The sequence below is a fragment of the Ruminococcus sp. XPD3002 genome (assembly GCA_900119535.1).
GTDB lineage: Bacteria > Bacillota > Clostridia > Oscillospirales > Ruminococcaceae > Ruminococcus > Ruminococcus flavefaciens_H.
In genome coordinates, this window is the sequence record FPJT01000003.1 from 67,808 (window position 1) to 85,408 (window position 17,601).

Below are 17,601 nucleotides of genomic sequence, written 5' to 3' on the forward strand. Positions count from 1 at the left end.
TTTTCCTCCTCTGTTAACTATACTATCATTGTACTCCCGCAGGCCGTAAAAGTCAATACTGCAAAGGAAAATATTTGACACAGAAAAAATAGTATGATATCATGTTCATGAGGTGAATAAAATGCAGAAAAGTCCATTCAGATATTCTCTCGATAATAAAAGGTATCATACGCTGAACTACCATATAAAAAGCAGGTTCGGCAGAAAAATATACAAAGCTGTTATAGAGTGCGGCTTCACTTGTCCGAACATCGACGGCACAAAAGGTATCGGAGGATGTATTTTCTGCGACGGCGGAAGCGGTTATTTCACCCGTCCCGACCTCACTGTAACTCAGCAGCTTGATTCCGAATACAACAGGCTTTCAAAGAAGTACGAAAATGCAGAAATGATAGCCTATTTTCAGGCAAATACCAACACTTACGGTGATATCTCTCACCTCAGGAAGCTTTACACCGAAGCGCTTGCTCACGAGAATGTTGTCGGATTGTCCATAGGCACCCGTGCAGACTGCCTTTTCGATGACGTCCTTGACCTTCTTGAAGAACTGAACAGCAGAACTTATCTCACCGTTGAACTCGGTATGCAGACAGTTCACGAGGAAACACTCCGACTGATAAACAGGTGCTGTACACACTCTGAATTCGTGAAAGGATACGATAAGCTGAAAAAAAGAGGGATACGCACCTGTCTTCACATCATCAACGGACTGCCCTTTGAGTCTCACGAAATGATGCTGGAAACCGCACTGCGTACAGCCGAAATGTATCCCGATGCAGTAAAAATACAGATGCTTCATGTTATAAAAGGTACCCGACTTGAAGAAATGTACTTAAACAGCGAGTTCTCCATGCTTTCAAGAGACGAGTACATAAATATCGTCGCACATCAGCTTGAAGTTATCCCTCCCGAAACGGTCATAGAACGCATTACAGGCGACGGAGACAAATCAAAGCTTATCGCTCCCATGTGGACTGCGGACAAGATCGCTGTACTCGGAGGAATCGATAAAAAACTCGCCGAACTCGATACATGGCAGGGACGGCTTTACGATATATCAAACACAGGAGATGATCTATGACCATGAAAGAACAATTCAGAGCGCTCGACAGTTCAGCTCTTCCGCAAATGGCTGCACTATACAAAAACGCTTTCGGCGGCGAACCCTGGAACGACGACTGGAACGATACAGAACAGCTTATGGAATACATGAAGGAGATATCATGTTCCTATAACGCCCTTAATTACGGTCTTTTCCTGGATGATAAGCTAATCGCGATGTCAGTCGGTATGATACGTCACTGGTGGGAAGGTACAAACTACAATATCGAGGAATTCTGCGTCTCGCCCGACTATCAGGGCAGCGGTACCGGTTCACGCTTTATGGCAATGATAGAGGAGGATATCAAAAAGAAAGATATCTTCGGAATTTTCCTTCAGACTGATAACGATAAGCCTTCGTACCGTTTCTATCAGAAGAACGGTTTTGGTGAACTATGTTCCCACGTAAGTTTCTATAAAAAATTAAAGTAACACCGCACAAAACACACCTTACAGTGTTGTGTAATGTTGCATCAAGCAGGTGGACAGCCTGCTTTCTTCATAATATGCACCATTTCTTCATTTTCTCGGTTGTTACATTGTAACAAAAATATTATAATGATATTGGGAAAATTTAGCACTGAAAGGGTGGTAATATTATGAAAATATCAAAACGTTTAGCCGCTTTATCGGCTGCTGCTGTGCTGCTTAACACCACATCAGCGGTCCTGTGTTCATCGGGGATGTCTTTCTCGCTGGCTGCTTCCGCAGCAGAAGTCCACAATCCCGTTATCTGGTCAGATGTACCCGATAACGATGTGATCCGTGTTGGCGATACATATTACATGGTCAGTACGACAATGTTTTTCAGCCCCGGCGCACCGATAATGAAGTCCAAAGACCTTGTATCGTGGGAGATCTGCAATTACGTCTACGACACCATGGCTGACGGCGATGTACAGAACCTGACTAACGGAAAACATGACTACTCCCACGGACAATGGGCAGCAAGTCTCCGCTACAACAACGGTCACTACTATGTTTTCTTCGGAAGCTACGGTACAGGAAAATCCTACATCTATACTACCGACGATATAGAAAACGGTAAGTGGACACGAAGCGAGATAAACGGAATGTACCACGATGCATCGATTCTTTTTGACGATGACGGACGCAACTACCTGGTATACGGCGGAGGCGGCGAGATCAAAATAAAGGAACTCAACTCCGAAATGACAGGTTTCAAATGGGGCGGGACCGAGAAAACTCTCTTCAAAACAGGTCTGACAGGTCTTGCGGGAGAGGGTTCCCACATCCAGAAGATCGGCGATTACTATTATGTATTCATAATCGCATGGCCAAACGGAAGCGGACGTATAGAGATATGCTACCGCTCCAAGGAACTCCTCGGCAATTACGAAAGCAAGACCGTCCTCAACTCGGGTGTAGGTTCTTACGGAAGCGGTGCTGCTCAGGGCGGTATCGTGGATACTCCCGACGGCAAATGGTACGGTATGCTGTTCCAGGATCACGGCGCTGTAGGACGTATACCCGTACTCGTTCCCGTAACATGGGAGAATGGCTGGCCCATAATGGGCGTTAACGGCAAGGCTCCCGTTACTTTTGAGATCGACGGAGATATCGCAGGTACTTCCCTCGCTGTATCGGATGATTTCAGCTACGATTCGGATAAACTGAAACTGGAATGGCAGTGGAACCACAATCCCGATAATAAGTCATGGTCCGTTACAGAGCGAAGCGGCTGGCTCAGACTGCACAACAACAATAAAGCTACAGACCTGCTCAACGCCCGTAATACACTTACTATGCGTACCGAAGGTCCTGCTTGCAGCAGCATCGTGAAAATGGACGCATCAGGCTTGAAACCCGGAGATCATGCCGGTCTTTCAGCTTTCCAGTTCAATTACGGAAATATAGGCGTATATGTTGACGGAAACGGCAACAAAAAAGTATACATGGCAAAGAACGGCGGATATTCAGGCAACTCCGCAATCACCGACAGCCGTGAAAAAATAATCGAAGAAGCTCCTCTCAACGGCGATGAGATCTACCTCAAGGTGGATTTCAAGTTCAACGATATCAAGAGCGATATGAGTTCATCAAATAATATCGACAAGGCCAATTTCTATTATTCCTACAACGGTTCGGACTGGACTAAGCTCGGTGAAGAACTCAGTATGACCTATGACCTGAAAATGTTCACAGGCTACAGAAGTGCGATATACAGCTTTGCGACCTCCAGCACAGGCGGTCACGCTGACTTCGATTTCTTCGACTACAGCCGAACAGAATGGAACGCACCTACAGTTATCGTTCCCGATGAGAACGGGTTATATTTCCGCAGCAGCTTTGAAAACGGTACGGAAAAATGGACTGGACGAGGTCCCGCAGCTGTTGCAGTAAGTGATATAGCTTCTTTCTCAGGTCAGAAGGCTCTTGCTGTAACCGAAAGAACTTCCGCATGGAACGGTACTTCTCTCCCTCTCAGCTCCGCTTTCAGACCGGGTGAGACATACAGCTTCAGCACAAATATCTGCTACAGGGAAGGTCCTTCTTCCGAACTTTTCCACCTTACTTTGCAGTATAACGACTCAGAGGATGTTGCTCACTATGAAAAGATCGCCTCGGGTACAGCAGTAAAGGGCAAATGGATACAGCTTGCAAACAAGGAGTTCACTATCCCTCAGGACGCATCCGACCTGTATATCTATGCGGAAACAGATTCAGGCACATGCGATTTCTTCATCGATGATGCTGTCGGCGCACAGGCAGGCACCGAAATAGAAGGTGCAGGACCTGCTCCCGTTATCATTATGGGCGATGTAAACGGGGACGGTAAAATAAACACCTTCGACCTGGTCTCCGCTCGTCACGGTCTTACAGACGGCTTTGAAGATGACTATGAAAAGATATCTGCCGATACTGACAGAGACGGTGAAGTTAATATAAATGACCTTGTCCTCCTTAACGGATATGTTCTCGGAAAAGCAACCACATTTCCAGATTTCACCACAAAAACCGAGTGAACTGCATGATACTTTGACAGCAGTCCCGATGTCAAATGTTAACATTTTGTAATTTTTCTGAAATCACTGGACAAATCATTCTGTATGTGATATAATATATAAAGTCTATTACAAATATCCTTTAATTCGATCCTGTGAGGTTGACAAGGCGGTTTGATTTTAGAAGCAATCGTATATTATGCACAACAGCTTCACTATAGCTGTGTATTTCTGTGCGTGTACAATAAAAAGCTTTTACCCGTCTGTCATTGCAGGCGGGTATTTTTTATTCAGGAGTCAGCTATGGAAGAAAAACGCATAATTATGGACGACAAGGCTGTGGGACGTGCTATCGCGCGTATCTCCTATGAGATAATCGAGCGCAATAAGGGTACGGATGATATCTGCATAGTCGGCATACTTTCAAGGGGCGCTCCCCTCGGTAAACGTATTGCCGCTAAACTAATGGAGCTTGAAAATAACGACGTGCCGTTCGGTACACTCGATATTACTCCCTACCGTGACGACAAAACAGATGATATACCTCAGGATGAAACGGATATATCTTTCCCCGTAAGGGACAAGAATGTTATCATTGTGGATGATGTCATTTTTACGGGAAGAAGCGTTCGTGCTGCTATTGATGCTCTTATAAAACGCGGCAGACCCCGCTCGATACAGCTCGCTGTACTCGTGGACCGTGGTCACCGTGAACTGCCTATACGTCCCGACTATGTGGGCAAAAACCTTCCTACCTCCCACAGCGAGGTGGTAAAGGTATCTGTCACTGAGCTTGACGGCTCTGACAGTGTGGCTATCTTCCTGAAAGAACAAAAATAAACATACACTACGATCGGAGGTTTTTATGTCATCAATCCTCATACAAAACATACGTGCAGTTGATACAGAATGCGATAAGGTCACTGATGTACTCATCAGTGACGGTATTATCGCAAAGGTAGGAAACAATATCGCAGAATCTGCCGATACAGTCATCGACGGAAACAGTCTTGTACTTATGCCTTCCCTGTTCGATATGCATGTCCACTTCCGTGATCCGGGACTCACCCACAAGGAAGATGTCCTGACAGGCTGTGCCGCTGCACTTGCAGGCGGTGTTACGGGAGTCCTTGCAATGCCGAACACCAAGCCGCCATGCGATAACCCCGATACTATCCGCTATATCATAGACAAGTCAAAGGATACGGGCGTTGAAGTCTATCCCGTGGGCTGCATAACAGGCGGTATGTGCGGAAATGGGCTCTGTGACTATGATGCACTTAAAGCCGCAGGCTGCATCTGTATCTCCGATGACGGCAGACCTGTTGAAAATGCTGAGCAGATGCGTCAGGCACTCGAACTCTCCAACAAGAATGGCCTGCTTGTAGCTTCACACTGTGAGGATCTGAACATTATCAACGGCGGTATAATCAACAAAGGTGAGACCTCCGCAAAACTCGGAGTCAAAGGAATGGACCGTGCTTCCGAGGATTACATCACTGCAAGAGAAATGATCCTTGCTTCCTCTGTCAACGCAAGAATACATATCTGCCACGTAAGCACTGAGGGAAGCGCCGCTATGATACGCTTTGCAAAGTCCAGAGGAGTTAAAGTGACCTGCGAGACAGCTCCACACTATTTCATGCTTACGGATAAGCTCCTTGAAAAGCGTGATGCGGATTACAGAATGAGCCCTCCCCTGAGAACGCCCGAGGATGTTCGTGCTATCATAGACGCTATAAAGGACGGCACTATAGACTGCATCATTACCGATCATGCTCCTCACACAGCTGAGGAAAAGGCCGACTTTGAAAAAGCTCCGAACGGTGTTGTCGGTCTTGAAACTTCTCTTGCCGCAACTCTTACAGCTCTCTACCATACAGGTGAGATAACTCTTAACAAGGTCGTTGAGCTTATGAGTGCAAACCCAAGAAAGATACTCGGTCTTGAAGTACCTTCAATACGTGAAGGCTCTGCGGCTGACCTTGTTATCGCTGACATAAACAGGAAGTGGACTGTAGACCCCGATAAGCTCCATTCCAAATCACATAATACGGTTTTCAAGGGCATGACTCTTACGGGTAAAGCTCTTGTTACTATATCCAAAGGAAAAATACGCTACGACGAAAGGTGAGAAAAATATGTCATTTGACAGACTTATTGAAAAGATCATAGAAAAGAAGAACCCTACTGTAGTAGGTCTCGATCCGAAGCTTGAATATGTGCCTGATTTTATCAAGCGCCGCTACCTCGATAACGACGGCTGGACTCTTAAAGCTGCTGCAAAGGCTATATTCGACTTCAATCAGGCTATTATCGACGAGATACACGATATTGTCCCTGCTATCAAGCCGCAGGCTGCTTACTATGAGATGTACGGTCACTACGGCATAAGAACCCTCGAAAAAACTATCCGCTATGCAAAGCTCAACGGCATGTTCGTTATGACAGACGGCAAGAGAAACGATATCGGCGCTACTATGGAGGCTTATACAAACGCTCACATCGGTGTTACTGCTGTAGGCGAGAACGATATCGAGGCTTTCGGTGCTGATGCTCTCACAGTTAACGGTTATCTCGGTTCGGACGGCATCAACCCACTTCTTAAGGTTTGCCGTGAGCGCGATAAAGGTATTTTCGTACTGGTAAAAACTTCCAACCCTTCATCAGGTGAGCTTCAGGATATGAAACTCGCTGACGGACGCACTATCTACGAAGCAATGGGTGATATGTGCGAAAAATGGGGATCGGAAGCTATCGGCAAATTCGGCTACTCCGATGTTGGTGCCGTTGTTGGTGCTACATACCCCGAAATGCTCACAGAACTCAGACAGAGACTTCCGCACACTATGTTCCTTGTTCCCGGATACGGCGCTCAGGGCGGCGGCGCAGAAGGTCTTAAGGGCGGATTCGACGAGAATGGTCTCGGCGCTATCGTAAACTCCTCCCGTGCAGTTATGTGCGCTTACAAGAAGGAAGAGTGCGACGAGCGCGACTTCGCTAAGGCTGCAAGAAGAGAAGTTATCCGCATGAGAGACGATATTACTCAGTACATTAACTTAAAGTGATCAATGCGGACTATGGTCCGTTGATATACAGTATCATCCGTACAATGGCGTTCGGATGTTCATATACTTCTTAACCTCTATTTTTCATTTCAAGGAGGACTACTAAAATGTCATTATTCAACATGGGCGAAAAAGCTTACCTTATGCTCGCCGACGGACAGGTGTTCGAGGGCAGAAGCTTCGGCGCCAAGGGTACAGTGATCGGTGAAGTTGTCTTCACTACAGGAGTTACAGGCTTTCAGGAAACTCTCACCGATCCCAGCTACTACGGTCAGATCGTTACACAGACCTTTCCCCTTATAGGAAACTACGGCGTAAATTCTCAGGACAACGAGTCCGCTAAGTCCTACGTCAGCGGCTATATCGTAAGGGAGTGGTGCAATGCTCCTTCAAACTTCCGCTGTGAGGGAAATGTGAACGATTTTCTCATCGAACACAACATAATCGGTATACACAACATCGATACACGCCGCCTTACACGTATCATCCGTGAGGTAGGTGTTATGAACGGTGTTATCACTACCGAAGATGTTTATGCTAAAAAGGACGAGCTTCTTGAAAAGATCCGTGCTTTCTCTGTAAGGGATGCGGTCAGGAGCGTAACTAATTCGGACACTCTTACATATACCCCAGATGAGAAGAAGTTCAGGGTAGTCCTTTTCGACTTCGGCTACAAGCGCAATATCCGTCAGGAACTTGTAAAGCGCGGATGTGAAGTCATAGTAGTCCCCGCTTACACAACAGCTGAGGAAGTAAAGGCTATAGCTCCCGACGGCATAATGTTCTCGAACGGCCCCGGAGATCCTGCGGAAAATGTTGAAATAATCGACAATATCAAAGAAATCGAAAAGCTCGGTATACCGATATTCGGCATCTGTCTCGGTCATCAGCTCATGGCTCTTGCAAACGGCGGTAAGACCGAGAAGCTGAAATACGGTCACCGCGGCGCAAATCAGCCTGTTATCGACATTGAAAGCGGTCTGACATACGTTACGAGCCAGAACCACGGCTACGCTGTTATCGGTGACAGCATCGATCCTTCTGTGGGACATGTTTCCCATATCAACGCAAACGATAAGACCTGTGAAGGCATACGCTATACCTCCGTCAACGCATTTACTGTTCAGTTCCACCCCGAAGCACACGGCGGTCCGCTTGACACATCGTATTTGTTTGACGACTTCGTAAAAACGATGAGTAAAAAATGATCAGTAGGGAACGCCGCCCTCGGCGTTCCGCATAAGTGATATATTTTATCGAACGGCGAGGGCGCCGTTCCCTACAATGATACTTGCTGTTAATTTGGAGGTAATAGAAATGCCACTCAGAAATGATATAAAAAAGGTACTTGTTATCGGCTCCGGCCCGATCGTTATCGGTCAGGCTGCCGAATTCGACTACGCAGGCACACAGGCCTGCCGTGCGCTCAAACAGGAAGGACTGGAAGTAGTTCTCGTAAACTCTAACCCTGCTACCATTATGACCGACAAGGCTATGGCAGACAAGGTCTACATCGAACCTCTTACTCTCGACGTTATCAAGCGCATAATTGAAATTGAAAAGCCCGACAGCCTGCTGTCCACACTCGGCGGTCAGACAGGTCTTACTCTTTCCATGCAGCTTGCAGAGGAAGGCTTCCTTGATTCCCATAACGTCAAGCTCCTCGGTGCTGATCCCGAAACTATCCACAAGGCTGAGGACAGACAGGCTTTCAAGGACACTATGGAAAAGATAGGCGAACCCTGTATCCCTTCAAAGGTCGTTGAAAATGTAGATGACGCTATGGACTTCGCTGAAGTTATCGGCTATCCTGTTATCGTCCGCCCTGCATTCACCCTCGGCGGTACAGGCGGCGGTATCGCAAATACAAAGGAAGAACTCCACGAGATCGCTACAAACGGACTGCGACTCTCCCCTATCACTCAGATACTCGTTGAGAAGTGCATCAGCGGCTGGAAGGAGATAGAGTTCGAGGTTATCCGTGACGCAAAGGGAAATGTAATAACCGTATGTTCTATGGAGAATTTCGATCCTGTCGGTGTTCACACAGGTGACAGTATAGTTATCGCTCCCGCTGTTACCCTCAGCGACAGAGAGTATCAGATGCTCCGTACAGCTGCTATCAACATCATTAAGGAGCTTAAAGTAGAAGGCGGCTGTAACTGTCAGTTCGCACTTCATCCAACAAGCTTTAAGTACGCTGTTATCGAGGTCAATCCCCGTGTTTCACGTTCGTCTGCTCTCGCTTCAAAGGCTACAGGTTATCCTATAGCAAAGACTGCCGCTAAGATCGCTATCGGCTACACTCTTGACGAGATAATAAATCAGGTCACAGGAAAGACTTACGCCTGCTTTGAACCTGCACTGGACTACGTTGTGATCAAGTTCCCGAAATGGGCATTCGATAAATTTGTATACGCCAAGCGTACTCTCGGCACTCAGATGAAGGCTACGGGAGAAGTTATGGCTATCGGTACAAGCTTTGAACAGGCTATGATGAAGGCAGTCCGTTCTATCGAGCTTGGTATCGATACAATGACTCTCAAGAAGTTCACAAAGCTGAGCGATGATGAGGTTCGAGCTAAGCTCCATGACATCGATGACGAACGCTCATTCTGTGTCTTCGAGGCTCTGAAACGCGGTATAACTCCCGAGGAGATACACGAGATAACCATGATAGATAACTGGTTCCTCTATAAGCTGCTGAACCTTGTAGAGCTTGAAAAATGGCTTGCTGACGGCGAACTTACCGAGGAAAAGTACGATATCGCAAAACAGTACGGCTACCTCGACAGCACTATCGAACGCCTTTCAGGTCAGAAGTGTCCCAAGCACAAGAGTGCCGTTTACAAAATGGTCGATACCTGTGCAGGCGAGTTCAAGGCTGAAACGCCTTACTTCTACTCCACTTTTGATGAAGAAAATGAGGCCGCTGAGTTCATAGAGCATCAGAATACAGGCAAAAAGAAGGTAATAGTTTTCGGTTCGGGACCTATACGTATCGGTCAGGGTATCGAGTTCGACTACTGCTCCGTTCACTGTGTATGGACTCTTAAGGAACTCGGCTATGAAGCTGTTATCTGCAACAACAACCCAGAAACAGTTTCCACCGACTTCGATACAGGCGACCGTCTTTACTTCGATCCTCTGACAAAGGAGGATGTGGCTTCTATCATCGAGACCGAAAAGCCTTACGGTGTTGTTGTACAGTTCGGCGGTCAGACCGCTATAAAACTCACTCGTCATCTCTCTGACATGGGCGTAAAGATACTCGGTACTTCCGCAGACATGATAGATGCCGCAGAGGACAGAGAGCGTTTCGATGAAATACTTGAAAAGTGCGGCATACCTCGTCCTGCAGGTCACACCGTAATGAATACGGAAGAAGCTATCGAAGCCGCTGAATCACTGGGGTACCCTGTTCTTATGCGTCCTTCATACGTACTCGGCGGACAGAACATGATAATCGCTCACTCAAAGGCTGATATCATCGAGTATATGGGCATCATCATGAGCCACAATATCGAGAATCCCGTACTCATCGACAAGTACATGATGGGAACCGAAGTCGAGGTTGACGCTATATGCGACGGTGAGGATTTCCTTATCCCGGGTATCATGGAGCATATCGAACGTGCAGGCGTTCACTCAGGTGACTCTATCTCAATTTACCCCGCACAGCACCTTTCAGACCGTATAAAGCGAATCATCGTTGAGTATACTCGTCTTCTTGCAAAGGAACTCAACGTTATCGGTCTTGTAAACATCCAGTACGTTGTTTACAACCATGAAGTTTACGTTATCGAGGTCAACCCCCGTTCTTCAAGAACAGTTCCCTACATCAGCAAGGTAACAGGTATCCCTATGGTTGATATTGCCACAAAGATAATGTTCGGCGCTAAGCTTAAGGATATGGGTTACGAAAGCGGTCTCTATCCCGCAGGCGATTACGTTGCTGTAAAGGTACCTGTATTCTCCTTCGAGAAGCTCACGGATGTTGATACTATGCTCGGACCTGAGATGAAATCCACAGGTGAGTGTCTCGGTATCGGAAGAAACCTCGAGGACGCCCTTCTTAAGGGACTTATCGCCGCAGGCTTTGACCTGAAACGTGAGGGCGGAGTCCTTATATCGGTACGTGATGCCGATAAACAGGAGATACTGCCTATTGCAGATAAGTTCGAGCGTATGGGATTCGAGCTTTACGCTACATCAGGCACTCAGAGCGTACTCCACAGAAATATGATAGCCGCTCACCTTGTGCGTAAGATAAGTGAGGGTGAACCTAATGCAGTTACCCTCCTTGAAAGCGGAAAGATACACTATGTTATCTCTACTTCCGCAAAGGGACGTCTTCCTGAGAGAGACTCGGTAAAGATGCGAAGGAAGTCCATAGAACGTTCGATATGCAGTCTTACAGCTATCGATACGGCTAAGGCTCTTGCAAAGGTACTTGAATCCGGCAGGACCATAAATGACGTTGAACTTATAGATATAACAACTATATGATATAATGAATGCAAAAGCATTCATTATATATTTATCTGAATGTCCTTGCAGATACGCAGATCTCTGATCTGCTCCCTGCATATCGGACAATTATATCATAACGCTTCGCTTTTATGATATAAAATACGCGGTACCCGTGGAATAACTTCCATGAGTACCGCTTTTTATTTGCTGTTATGCAGTTTTGGAGTACTGCTTTGTGCTAAGGGCACGGATCGAATTCAGTATTAGAAGCATCGCTGTTCCCGAATCGGCAAATACTGCAAGCCACATATTCGGGTGGCCGAGAAGTCCGAGAACAAGAACTGCCGCTTTTATCACAAGTGCGAAAATAATGTTTTCGTAGGATATCCTCAGTGTCTTATCGGATATACGCTTTGCTTTAACAACTGACTCAGGCTCTGAACTCATGAACACTACGTCAGCGGCTTCAAGTGCAAGGTCCGCACCTGTCTGCATAGCGCCGCCTACATCAGCTCCTGCCAGTACGGGACCATCATTGATTCCGTCACCAACAAACATTACTGCACCGCTCTCCTGACGTATCCTGCCTATCTCTGCAAGCTTTCCGTCAGGCATAAGGTCGCCATTAACTGTGCCGATTCCAAGCTCATTTGCAATAACTTCAGCATTTGCCGTCTTGTCACCTGTCAGCATAACTGTACTGAGTCCCATTGAATTCAACTGAGAAACCGCTTCTGCTGATGTGGACTTTACAGAGTCCGAAACCACTATCCTGCCTTCGATATTTCCGTTGCAGGCAACATATACTACGCTTCCCGAAATATTTCCGCTGTCAGGTAAAGCTATACCGTTTTCCTTCATCAGTCTTTCGTTGCCGCAGAGAATGTTTCTTCCCTCCAGAACTGCTCCGACTCCCCTGCCTGCGAATTCAGTTACCTTTTCAGGTTCGCTGAGCTTCATATCCTTCTTTCTGCACGCTGATACAATGCTTTCAGCCACAGGATGAGTTGAGGACTGCTCACAGCTTCCACATATCCTGAGAAGCTCCTCGCTGTTCATTCCTCCGAATGTATCACAGCTTGTAACTTCAAAACTGCCGTTTGTGAGAGTACCTGTCTTATCGAATGCGATAGTCTTTACCTTTCCAAGTGACTCAACTGCACTTCCGCCCTTGAACAGGATACCAAGCTTTGAAGCTGCTCCGATACCAGAGAAGTATGCCAGCGGAACACTGAGTACCAGCGCACAGGGACAGCTGATTACCAGGAAAGTAAGTGCCGAGTATATCCATTTTGCAGGATCGTGTGTTATCACTGAGCCTAAAACTGCTGTTAAAACAGCAACTGCTATAACTATCGGTGTATACACCTTTGAAAAACGTGTTATGAACCTGTCGACCTTCGGCTTTGATGCTGAAGCGTCCTCGACAGCTCTTGCTATCTTCGCTATCATTGAATCTTCGGCAGCTGCTGTAGCTCTCAGAGTAAATGTATCCGCCTGATTTATGCAGCCCGACATAACTTGATCACCCTTATGAACTGCAACAGGTACGGGCTCGCCGTTAACTGCTGAAGTGTCTATTCGTGAATCGCCCGACTCAACTACGCCGTCAACAGCTATTCTCTCTCCTGCCTTTATCCTCAGGATGTCCCCTATCTCTATATCGTCTGAATGGATACGTACAAATTCACCGTTTTGCAGTACATCTGCTTCATCAACTCTGAGTTCTGCAATATCGGTTATAGCCTTTCGGCTCTTGGAAACTGCATACTCCTCAAAAAGCTCACCTATTTTAAAGAACAGCATTACGCCGACTGCTTCCGAGTATTCTCCAAGTGCAAAAGCTCCGATAGTAGCCACAGTCATAAGGAAGTTTTCATCAAAGAAGTTCTTTACCTTGATGTTTTTCCAGGTCTGTATAAGAACGCCCTTACCAAGTACAAGATATGCCGCTACAAAGAGAATGATATACAACAGCTTTAAAGATGTAGTCTTGCTTAAAATAACTGCTGCAGCAAAAAGAACTACTCCTATTATAACAGGAACTATTTCCTTTTTAAGACCGCTTTCCTCAGCTTCAACCGATCTGCTTACACTCTCGGATGATGTTGTCTCAGGAACTATTTCAACTCCCGGTTCGATGTCATTTACGGCCTTGTTGATGAGTTCTATCATGTGATCGTCAATATTTCCGCATATAGTCATGATCTTCATTGGGAAGTTAAGCTGAGCAGAATCGATGCCGTCCAGGTGATTAAGAGCCTCTTCGATCTTTGCGCCGCAGTGAGCACAGTCCATATTATTGATAACAAAGCGCTTGCCCTTGCCGGTCTTGAGATGAATTATCTCGACTCCCGGTTCTATCTCGTTTGCCTTTTCGTTGATTATGCGAAGTGTATCATCAGTAATTACACCGTGAAGAGTTATTGTCTTCATCGGGAAGTTAAGCTGAGCGGATTCAATACCGTCCAGGTGATTGAGTGCTTCTTCTATCTTTGCACCACAATGAGCGCAGTCCAGATTATTTATTGTATACTTAACTGTTTTCTCAGCAGCGCCGTGATGGTGATGATGATGCTCGTGTTCACCGCATCCGCATTCTTCATCATGGTGGTGGTGATGTTCGTGTTCCTCACATCCGCACTCTTCATCGTGGTGGTGATGATGTTCGTGTCCCTCACATCCGCACTTCTCATCATGGTGGTGGTGGTGATGCTCGTGTTCCTCACATCCGCACTCTTCATCATGGTGGTGGTGGTGATGCTCGTGTTCCTCACATCCGCACTCTTCATCATGGTGGTGATGATGCTCGTGTTCCTCACATCCGCACTCTTCATCATGGTGATGGTGATGATGCTCGTGTTCTTCGCATCCGCACTCTTCGTCATGGTGGTGGTGGTGATGCTCGTGTTCCTCACATCCGCACTCCTCGTCATGGTGGTGATGATGCTCATGTTCTCCGCATCCGCACTCCTCGTCATGGTGGTGGTGATGATGACGCTTATCTTCTATAGGAACAATAACAGAATCAGGCTCGATCGATCTTGCTATCTTGTTGATTTTTTCAAGCAGTGTTTCTGAATGTTCACCATTTATAATGATCTTCTTCATCGGAAAATTAAGAACAGCGGACTCGACTTCTTCAAGCTTGTTTATTGCTGCTTCTATCTTACTGCCGCAGTTAGCACAGCAGAGATTCCTGATCTCGTATCTTTTTTCCACATGATCAACCCTTTCTTAAATATGAACGATTGTTCATATGTTAATATATCACATTCTGCCCCATTTGTCAACTCATTTCCGAATATTTCTTGAAATAAAATTAATTTCATGCTATAATAGGACAAAATAAACTGTCAGTCAGATACCTTTGTTAACTAAGGTTTACTTACAATACTGCTAAAAAAGTCCGAATTCAGCCTGTTTTTAAGCTGTTAGAAAGCACTTACAAAATTTTTTTCAGTTTTTTCGTCTTTTTTGCCCTCTGATTACACTTGTATATGAAAGCTTTCAAAACTGACGGTCCAACCGTCAAAAATACTTGCAGGTATTACCTTGCCGAAAAGGGAGTGAACCAAAATGTTGTCTGACCACAATCAGTTAGTCGGAGGTGACAACGCCATTTTAAACCTATATATCAAAAAACAGGAAAAACAATTATACGCTTCAGATGAAACTAACAAAGTATCTGAAACAAACGATGTATCAGTGAACGATCTCATCATTTCCTGTACCAGATCAAAGGAAAGTCTCTCAACTCTTTACAATATGTTCAAGAACAGCGTTTTTGCTCTGGCGTTTGCAATTACTTCCGATTATCAACTGGCGGAGGACTGCGTAATAGAGACCTTCGTAAGGCTTTCTCAGGTAAAAAAGTTCGATCCCAAAAGAGGTGACGGCAAGGGTTTCATTCATCGTATAGCCCGCAATGTTGCTCTCGAAATGCGCCGTAAGTTCAAACGTGAAGACAGTGATTACTTCATTCAAAGCTACGGCGAGGCTGATAAGACAGTCGAGGACAGCATATTCATCAATCAGATGCTCAAACATCTTAATGATAAACAGAAACAAACGGTCATTTTAAAATGCTGCAGCGAAATGACCTTCAAAGAGATCGCCAGAATAATGAAATGTCCCGAATCAACAGTTAAATCACGATATAAAAAGGCAATAGCAATTCTACAGGAAAAGGCAGGTGTTGATAATGAATAATGACTTTGACAGAGATCAGAAAATCGAAAAGAAATTAAAGGATAAAATGAATGAAATGTCAGCATCTCTGGATTGCTTCGACAAGATCTCTTCACGCGCCTTTCCGAAGATCGAACAGTATCATTCAAATGACGAATTCGTTATCAGCGATCTCGAAAACATCACAGGAAAACGTAAACACATATCGGTAATAAAGGCATTTTCAGCAATTGCTGCCGCTGTGGTTTGTATCACACTTATCCCCAAAACAGGTCTCATTGACAGACTTATGTGCGAAATATCTACGCCTCAATCATCCTACAGCAGTATACTCGCAGAATTCAAGGTCGAAACAGAAAACAACACCTATTACAGCTATGACGTTTCACTCGAATACTACTCAAAGTACGATCTGCTTGTTACACCATTCAACTGCTGTCCATTTGAGAACAACGATCTCTCTTCCGTGAAAGGCGGTTCACTTGCGAACTCAACGGACGATGTCAGGGTAAGGATCTTCGTAAAAACAATAGATTGGATACAGACCGAACAGATGTACGCTGTAGAGTACGTCGGAAATAACTTCTCGGAGGAAAACTTCATCGCTATCGCAGATTCTGCGGTCAAGGTACATGATACGCCTGCGGACGGAAACGATTTTTACGACAATACCAATGATATATACACCATACTCGACAACTACTGCAGCGAAAACAATCATAACAATCTCAGCGATCCGCAAGGCAATGCTATAACACTTGCTGAAACAACTTTCTCAAACTACTTCAGTTCGGATAACAAACTTATACCTGTCAAAACAACTCTTTTCTACGGACACGGTGTTGACCGTTCTCAGAACGATTATTTCTATGATATCATCTCATATGCTCCCGACGGAAGTATCTTCGACACGGGAAAAAGACAGAACAGCTGGAATTCATCGGTATATCGTGACGGTAATTCGGCAATGCCCTCCGAGAACGAGTCGTTGTTCAACAGCGAAAAAATCGTCGAAGCAGAAGCAAATCCTGACAGGCCGTCTATGTGGTCACTGTACCCTGTCCACAATTATATATCGTCAAACACTTTTCCGACATACGATTCCATTACCACCGAACTCTATAAAAAAGGTGTCGGACCGCAGGGTATAGTTTCCACGCTCAACGTACCGAAATTCTCACTTTCTTCATACAACGATCCGGAAGAAGAGCTTTGCATCATTCTTGCTCCGGACAGAATTGAGGACAACATTATAAAGGTCTCTTCCGAAGACGGTCTGGAACTTTCTGTTGATGCGCCTTACATCTGTACTCAGTACTATCTGAAAGATTATTATTTCAGCTGGCTGGATGATCTTGAAAATGAGGCGAAAACAGGTGGTCAGCACTGGTATGAAGAAATAAATGCAAATGTTTCCTACTACATCGATGTTCTTAACATAATCAATAATCGTCAGCTCACAGATGAAGAAAGAGAAACACTCAATGCTCTGCTTGAAAAAGCAAATGGTATCCTTCAGATGATAAGCGAAGATAAGGACGTAAAATCGGACAGATAATGTCTTCTACCGGTAAAATATTGGATTGGTTAATGCAGGAAGGGCGGACTTTGGTTCCGCCCTTTTCTTTATACATTTCACCATACTAAAAAACACTTTTAAACACTTGACAAATTTCGCGTTTTATGATAAAATTATTATTATTGCAGAAGAAGCTATTTGTTTCAGAGCAAGATTTTTTGACCACTCCATTTTCAGGAGTCAAGGCCATACGGACAGCCGGGTCAAATGCCGACCGCCGTTA

The 17,601-nt window shown here is 45.5% G+C and carries 11 protein-coding genes; 10 read left to right on the forward strand and 1 reads right to left on the reverse strand.

Annotation, left to right across the window (positions count from 1 at the left end):
• Positions 1-121: 121 nt before the first annotated feature.
• The 8 genes from mnmL (at position 122) to carB (ending at position 11,644) form a co-directional block, all read left to right on the forward strand.
• The gene (gene mnmL, locus BT127_RS03355; RefSeq protein WP_075423621.1) at positions 122-1,081 is read left to right on the forward strand and encodes a tRNA modification radical SAM protein MnmL/YtqA; all 960 of its coding nucleotides are present in this window, start codon (positions 122-124) and stop codon (positions 1,079-1,081) included.
• Positions 1,078-1,533 (forward strand): GNAT family N-acetyltransferase, encoded by a 456-nt coding sequence (locus BT127_RS03360; protein WP_075423622.1) that lies wholly within the window; start codon positions 1,078-1,080, stop codon positions 1,531-1,533. Before mnmL ends, BT127_RS03360 begins: the two co-directional genes overlap by 4 nt.
• 167 nt (positions 1,534-1,700) lie before the next feature.
• Positions 1,701-4,088 (forward strand): family 43 glycosylhydrolase, encoded by a 2,388-nt coding sequence (locus BT127_RS03365; protein WP_075423623.1) that lies wholly within the window; start codon positions 1,701-1,703, stop codon positions 4,086-4,088.
• Positions 4,089-4,370: 282 nt separating this feature from the next.
• Positions 4,371-4,907 carry a bifunctional pyr operon transcriptional regulator/uracil phosphoribosyltransferase PyrR gene (pyrR, locus tag BT127_RS03370; RefSeq protein WP_075423624.1) on the forward strand — a complete coding sequence of 179 codons (537 nt, stop codon included), beginning with the start codon at positions 4,371-4,373 and terminating at the stop codon, positions 4,905-4,907.
• 25 nt (positions 4,908-4,932) lie between these two features.
• Complete coding sequence (locus BT127_RS03375) at positions 4,933-6,201, forward strand: dihydroorotase (RefSeq protein ID WP_075423625.1); 1,269 nt, start codon at positions 4,933-4,935, stop codon at positions 6,199-6,201.
• Between the two features lie 7 nt (positions 6,202-6,208).
• Positions 6,209-7,135 carry an orotidine-5'-phosphate decarboxylase gene (pyrF, locus tag BT127_RS03380; protein WP_075423626.1) on the forward strand — a complete coding sequence of 309 codons (927 nt, stop codon included), beginning with the start codon at positions 6,209-6,211 and terminating at the stop codon, positions 7,133-7,135.
• A 107-nt stretch (positions 7,136-7,242) separates the two neighbouring features.
• A complete protein-coding gene (locus BT127_RS03385; RefSeq protein WP_075423627.1) occupies positions 7,243-8,343 on the forward strand; it encodes a carbamoyl phosphate synthase small subunit in 1,101 nt (366 codons plus the stop codon).
• A gap of 109 nt (positions 8,344-8,452) precedes the next feature.
• The gene (gene carB, locus BT127_RS03390) at positions 8,453-11,644 is read left to right on the forward strand and encodes a carbamoyl-phosphate synthase large subunit (RefSeq protein WP_075423628.1); all 3,192 of its coding nucleotides are present in this window, start codon (positions 8,453-8,455) and stop codon (positions 11,642-11,644) included.
• Between the two features lie 174 nt (positions 11,645-11,818).
• On the opposite strand, the gene BT127_RS03395 is transcribed toward carB, so the two are convergent.
• A complete protein-coding gene (locus BT127_RS03395; RefSeq protein ID WP_075423629.1) occupies positions 11,819-14,830 on the reverse strand; it encodes a heavy metal translocating P-type ATPase in 3,012 nt (1,003 codons plus the stop codon).
• Positions 14,831-15,187: 357 nt separating this feature from the next.
• Between BT127_RS03395 and BT127_RS03400 the strand changes: the two genes are divergently transcribed.
• Entirely contained in the window at positions 15,188-15,820 is a 633-nt protein-coding gene (locus BT127_RS03400; RefSeq protein ID WP_075423630.1) for an RNA polymerase sigma factor, read from the forward strand.
• Positions 15,813-17,357, forward strand: coding sequence for a hypothetical protein (locus BT127_RS03405; RefSeq protein WP_075423631.1), 1,545 nt, complete (start codon positions 15,813-15,815; stop codon positions 17,355-17,357). The genes BT127_RS03400 and BT127_RS03405 overlap by 8 nt, the downstream gene beginning before the upstream one ends.
• Positions 17,358-17,601 lie beyond the last annotated feature (244 nt).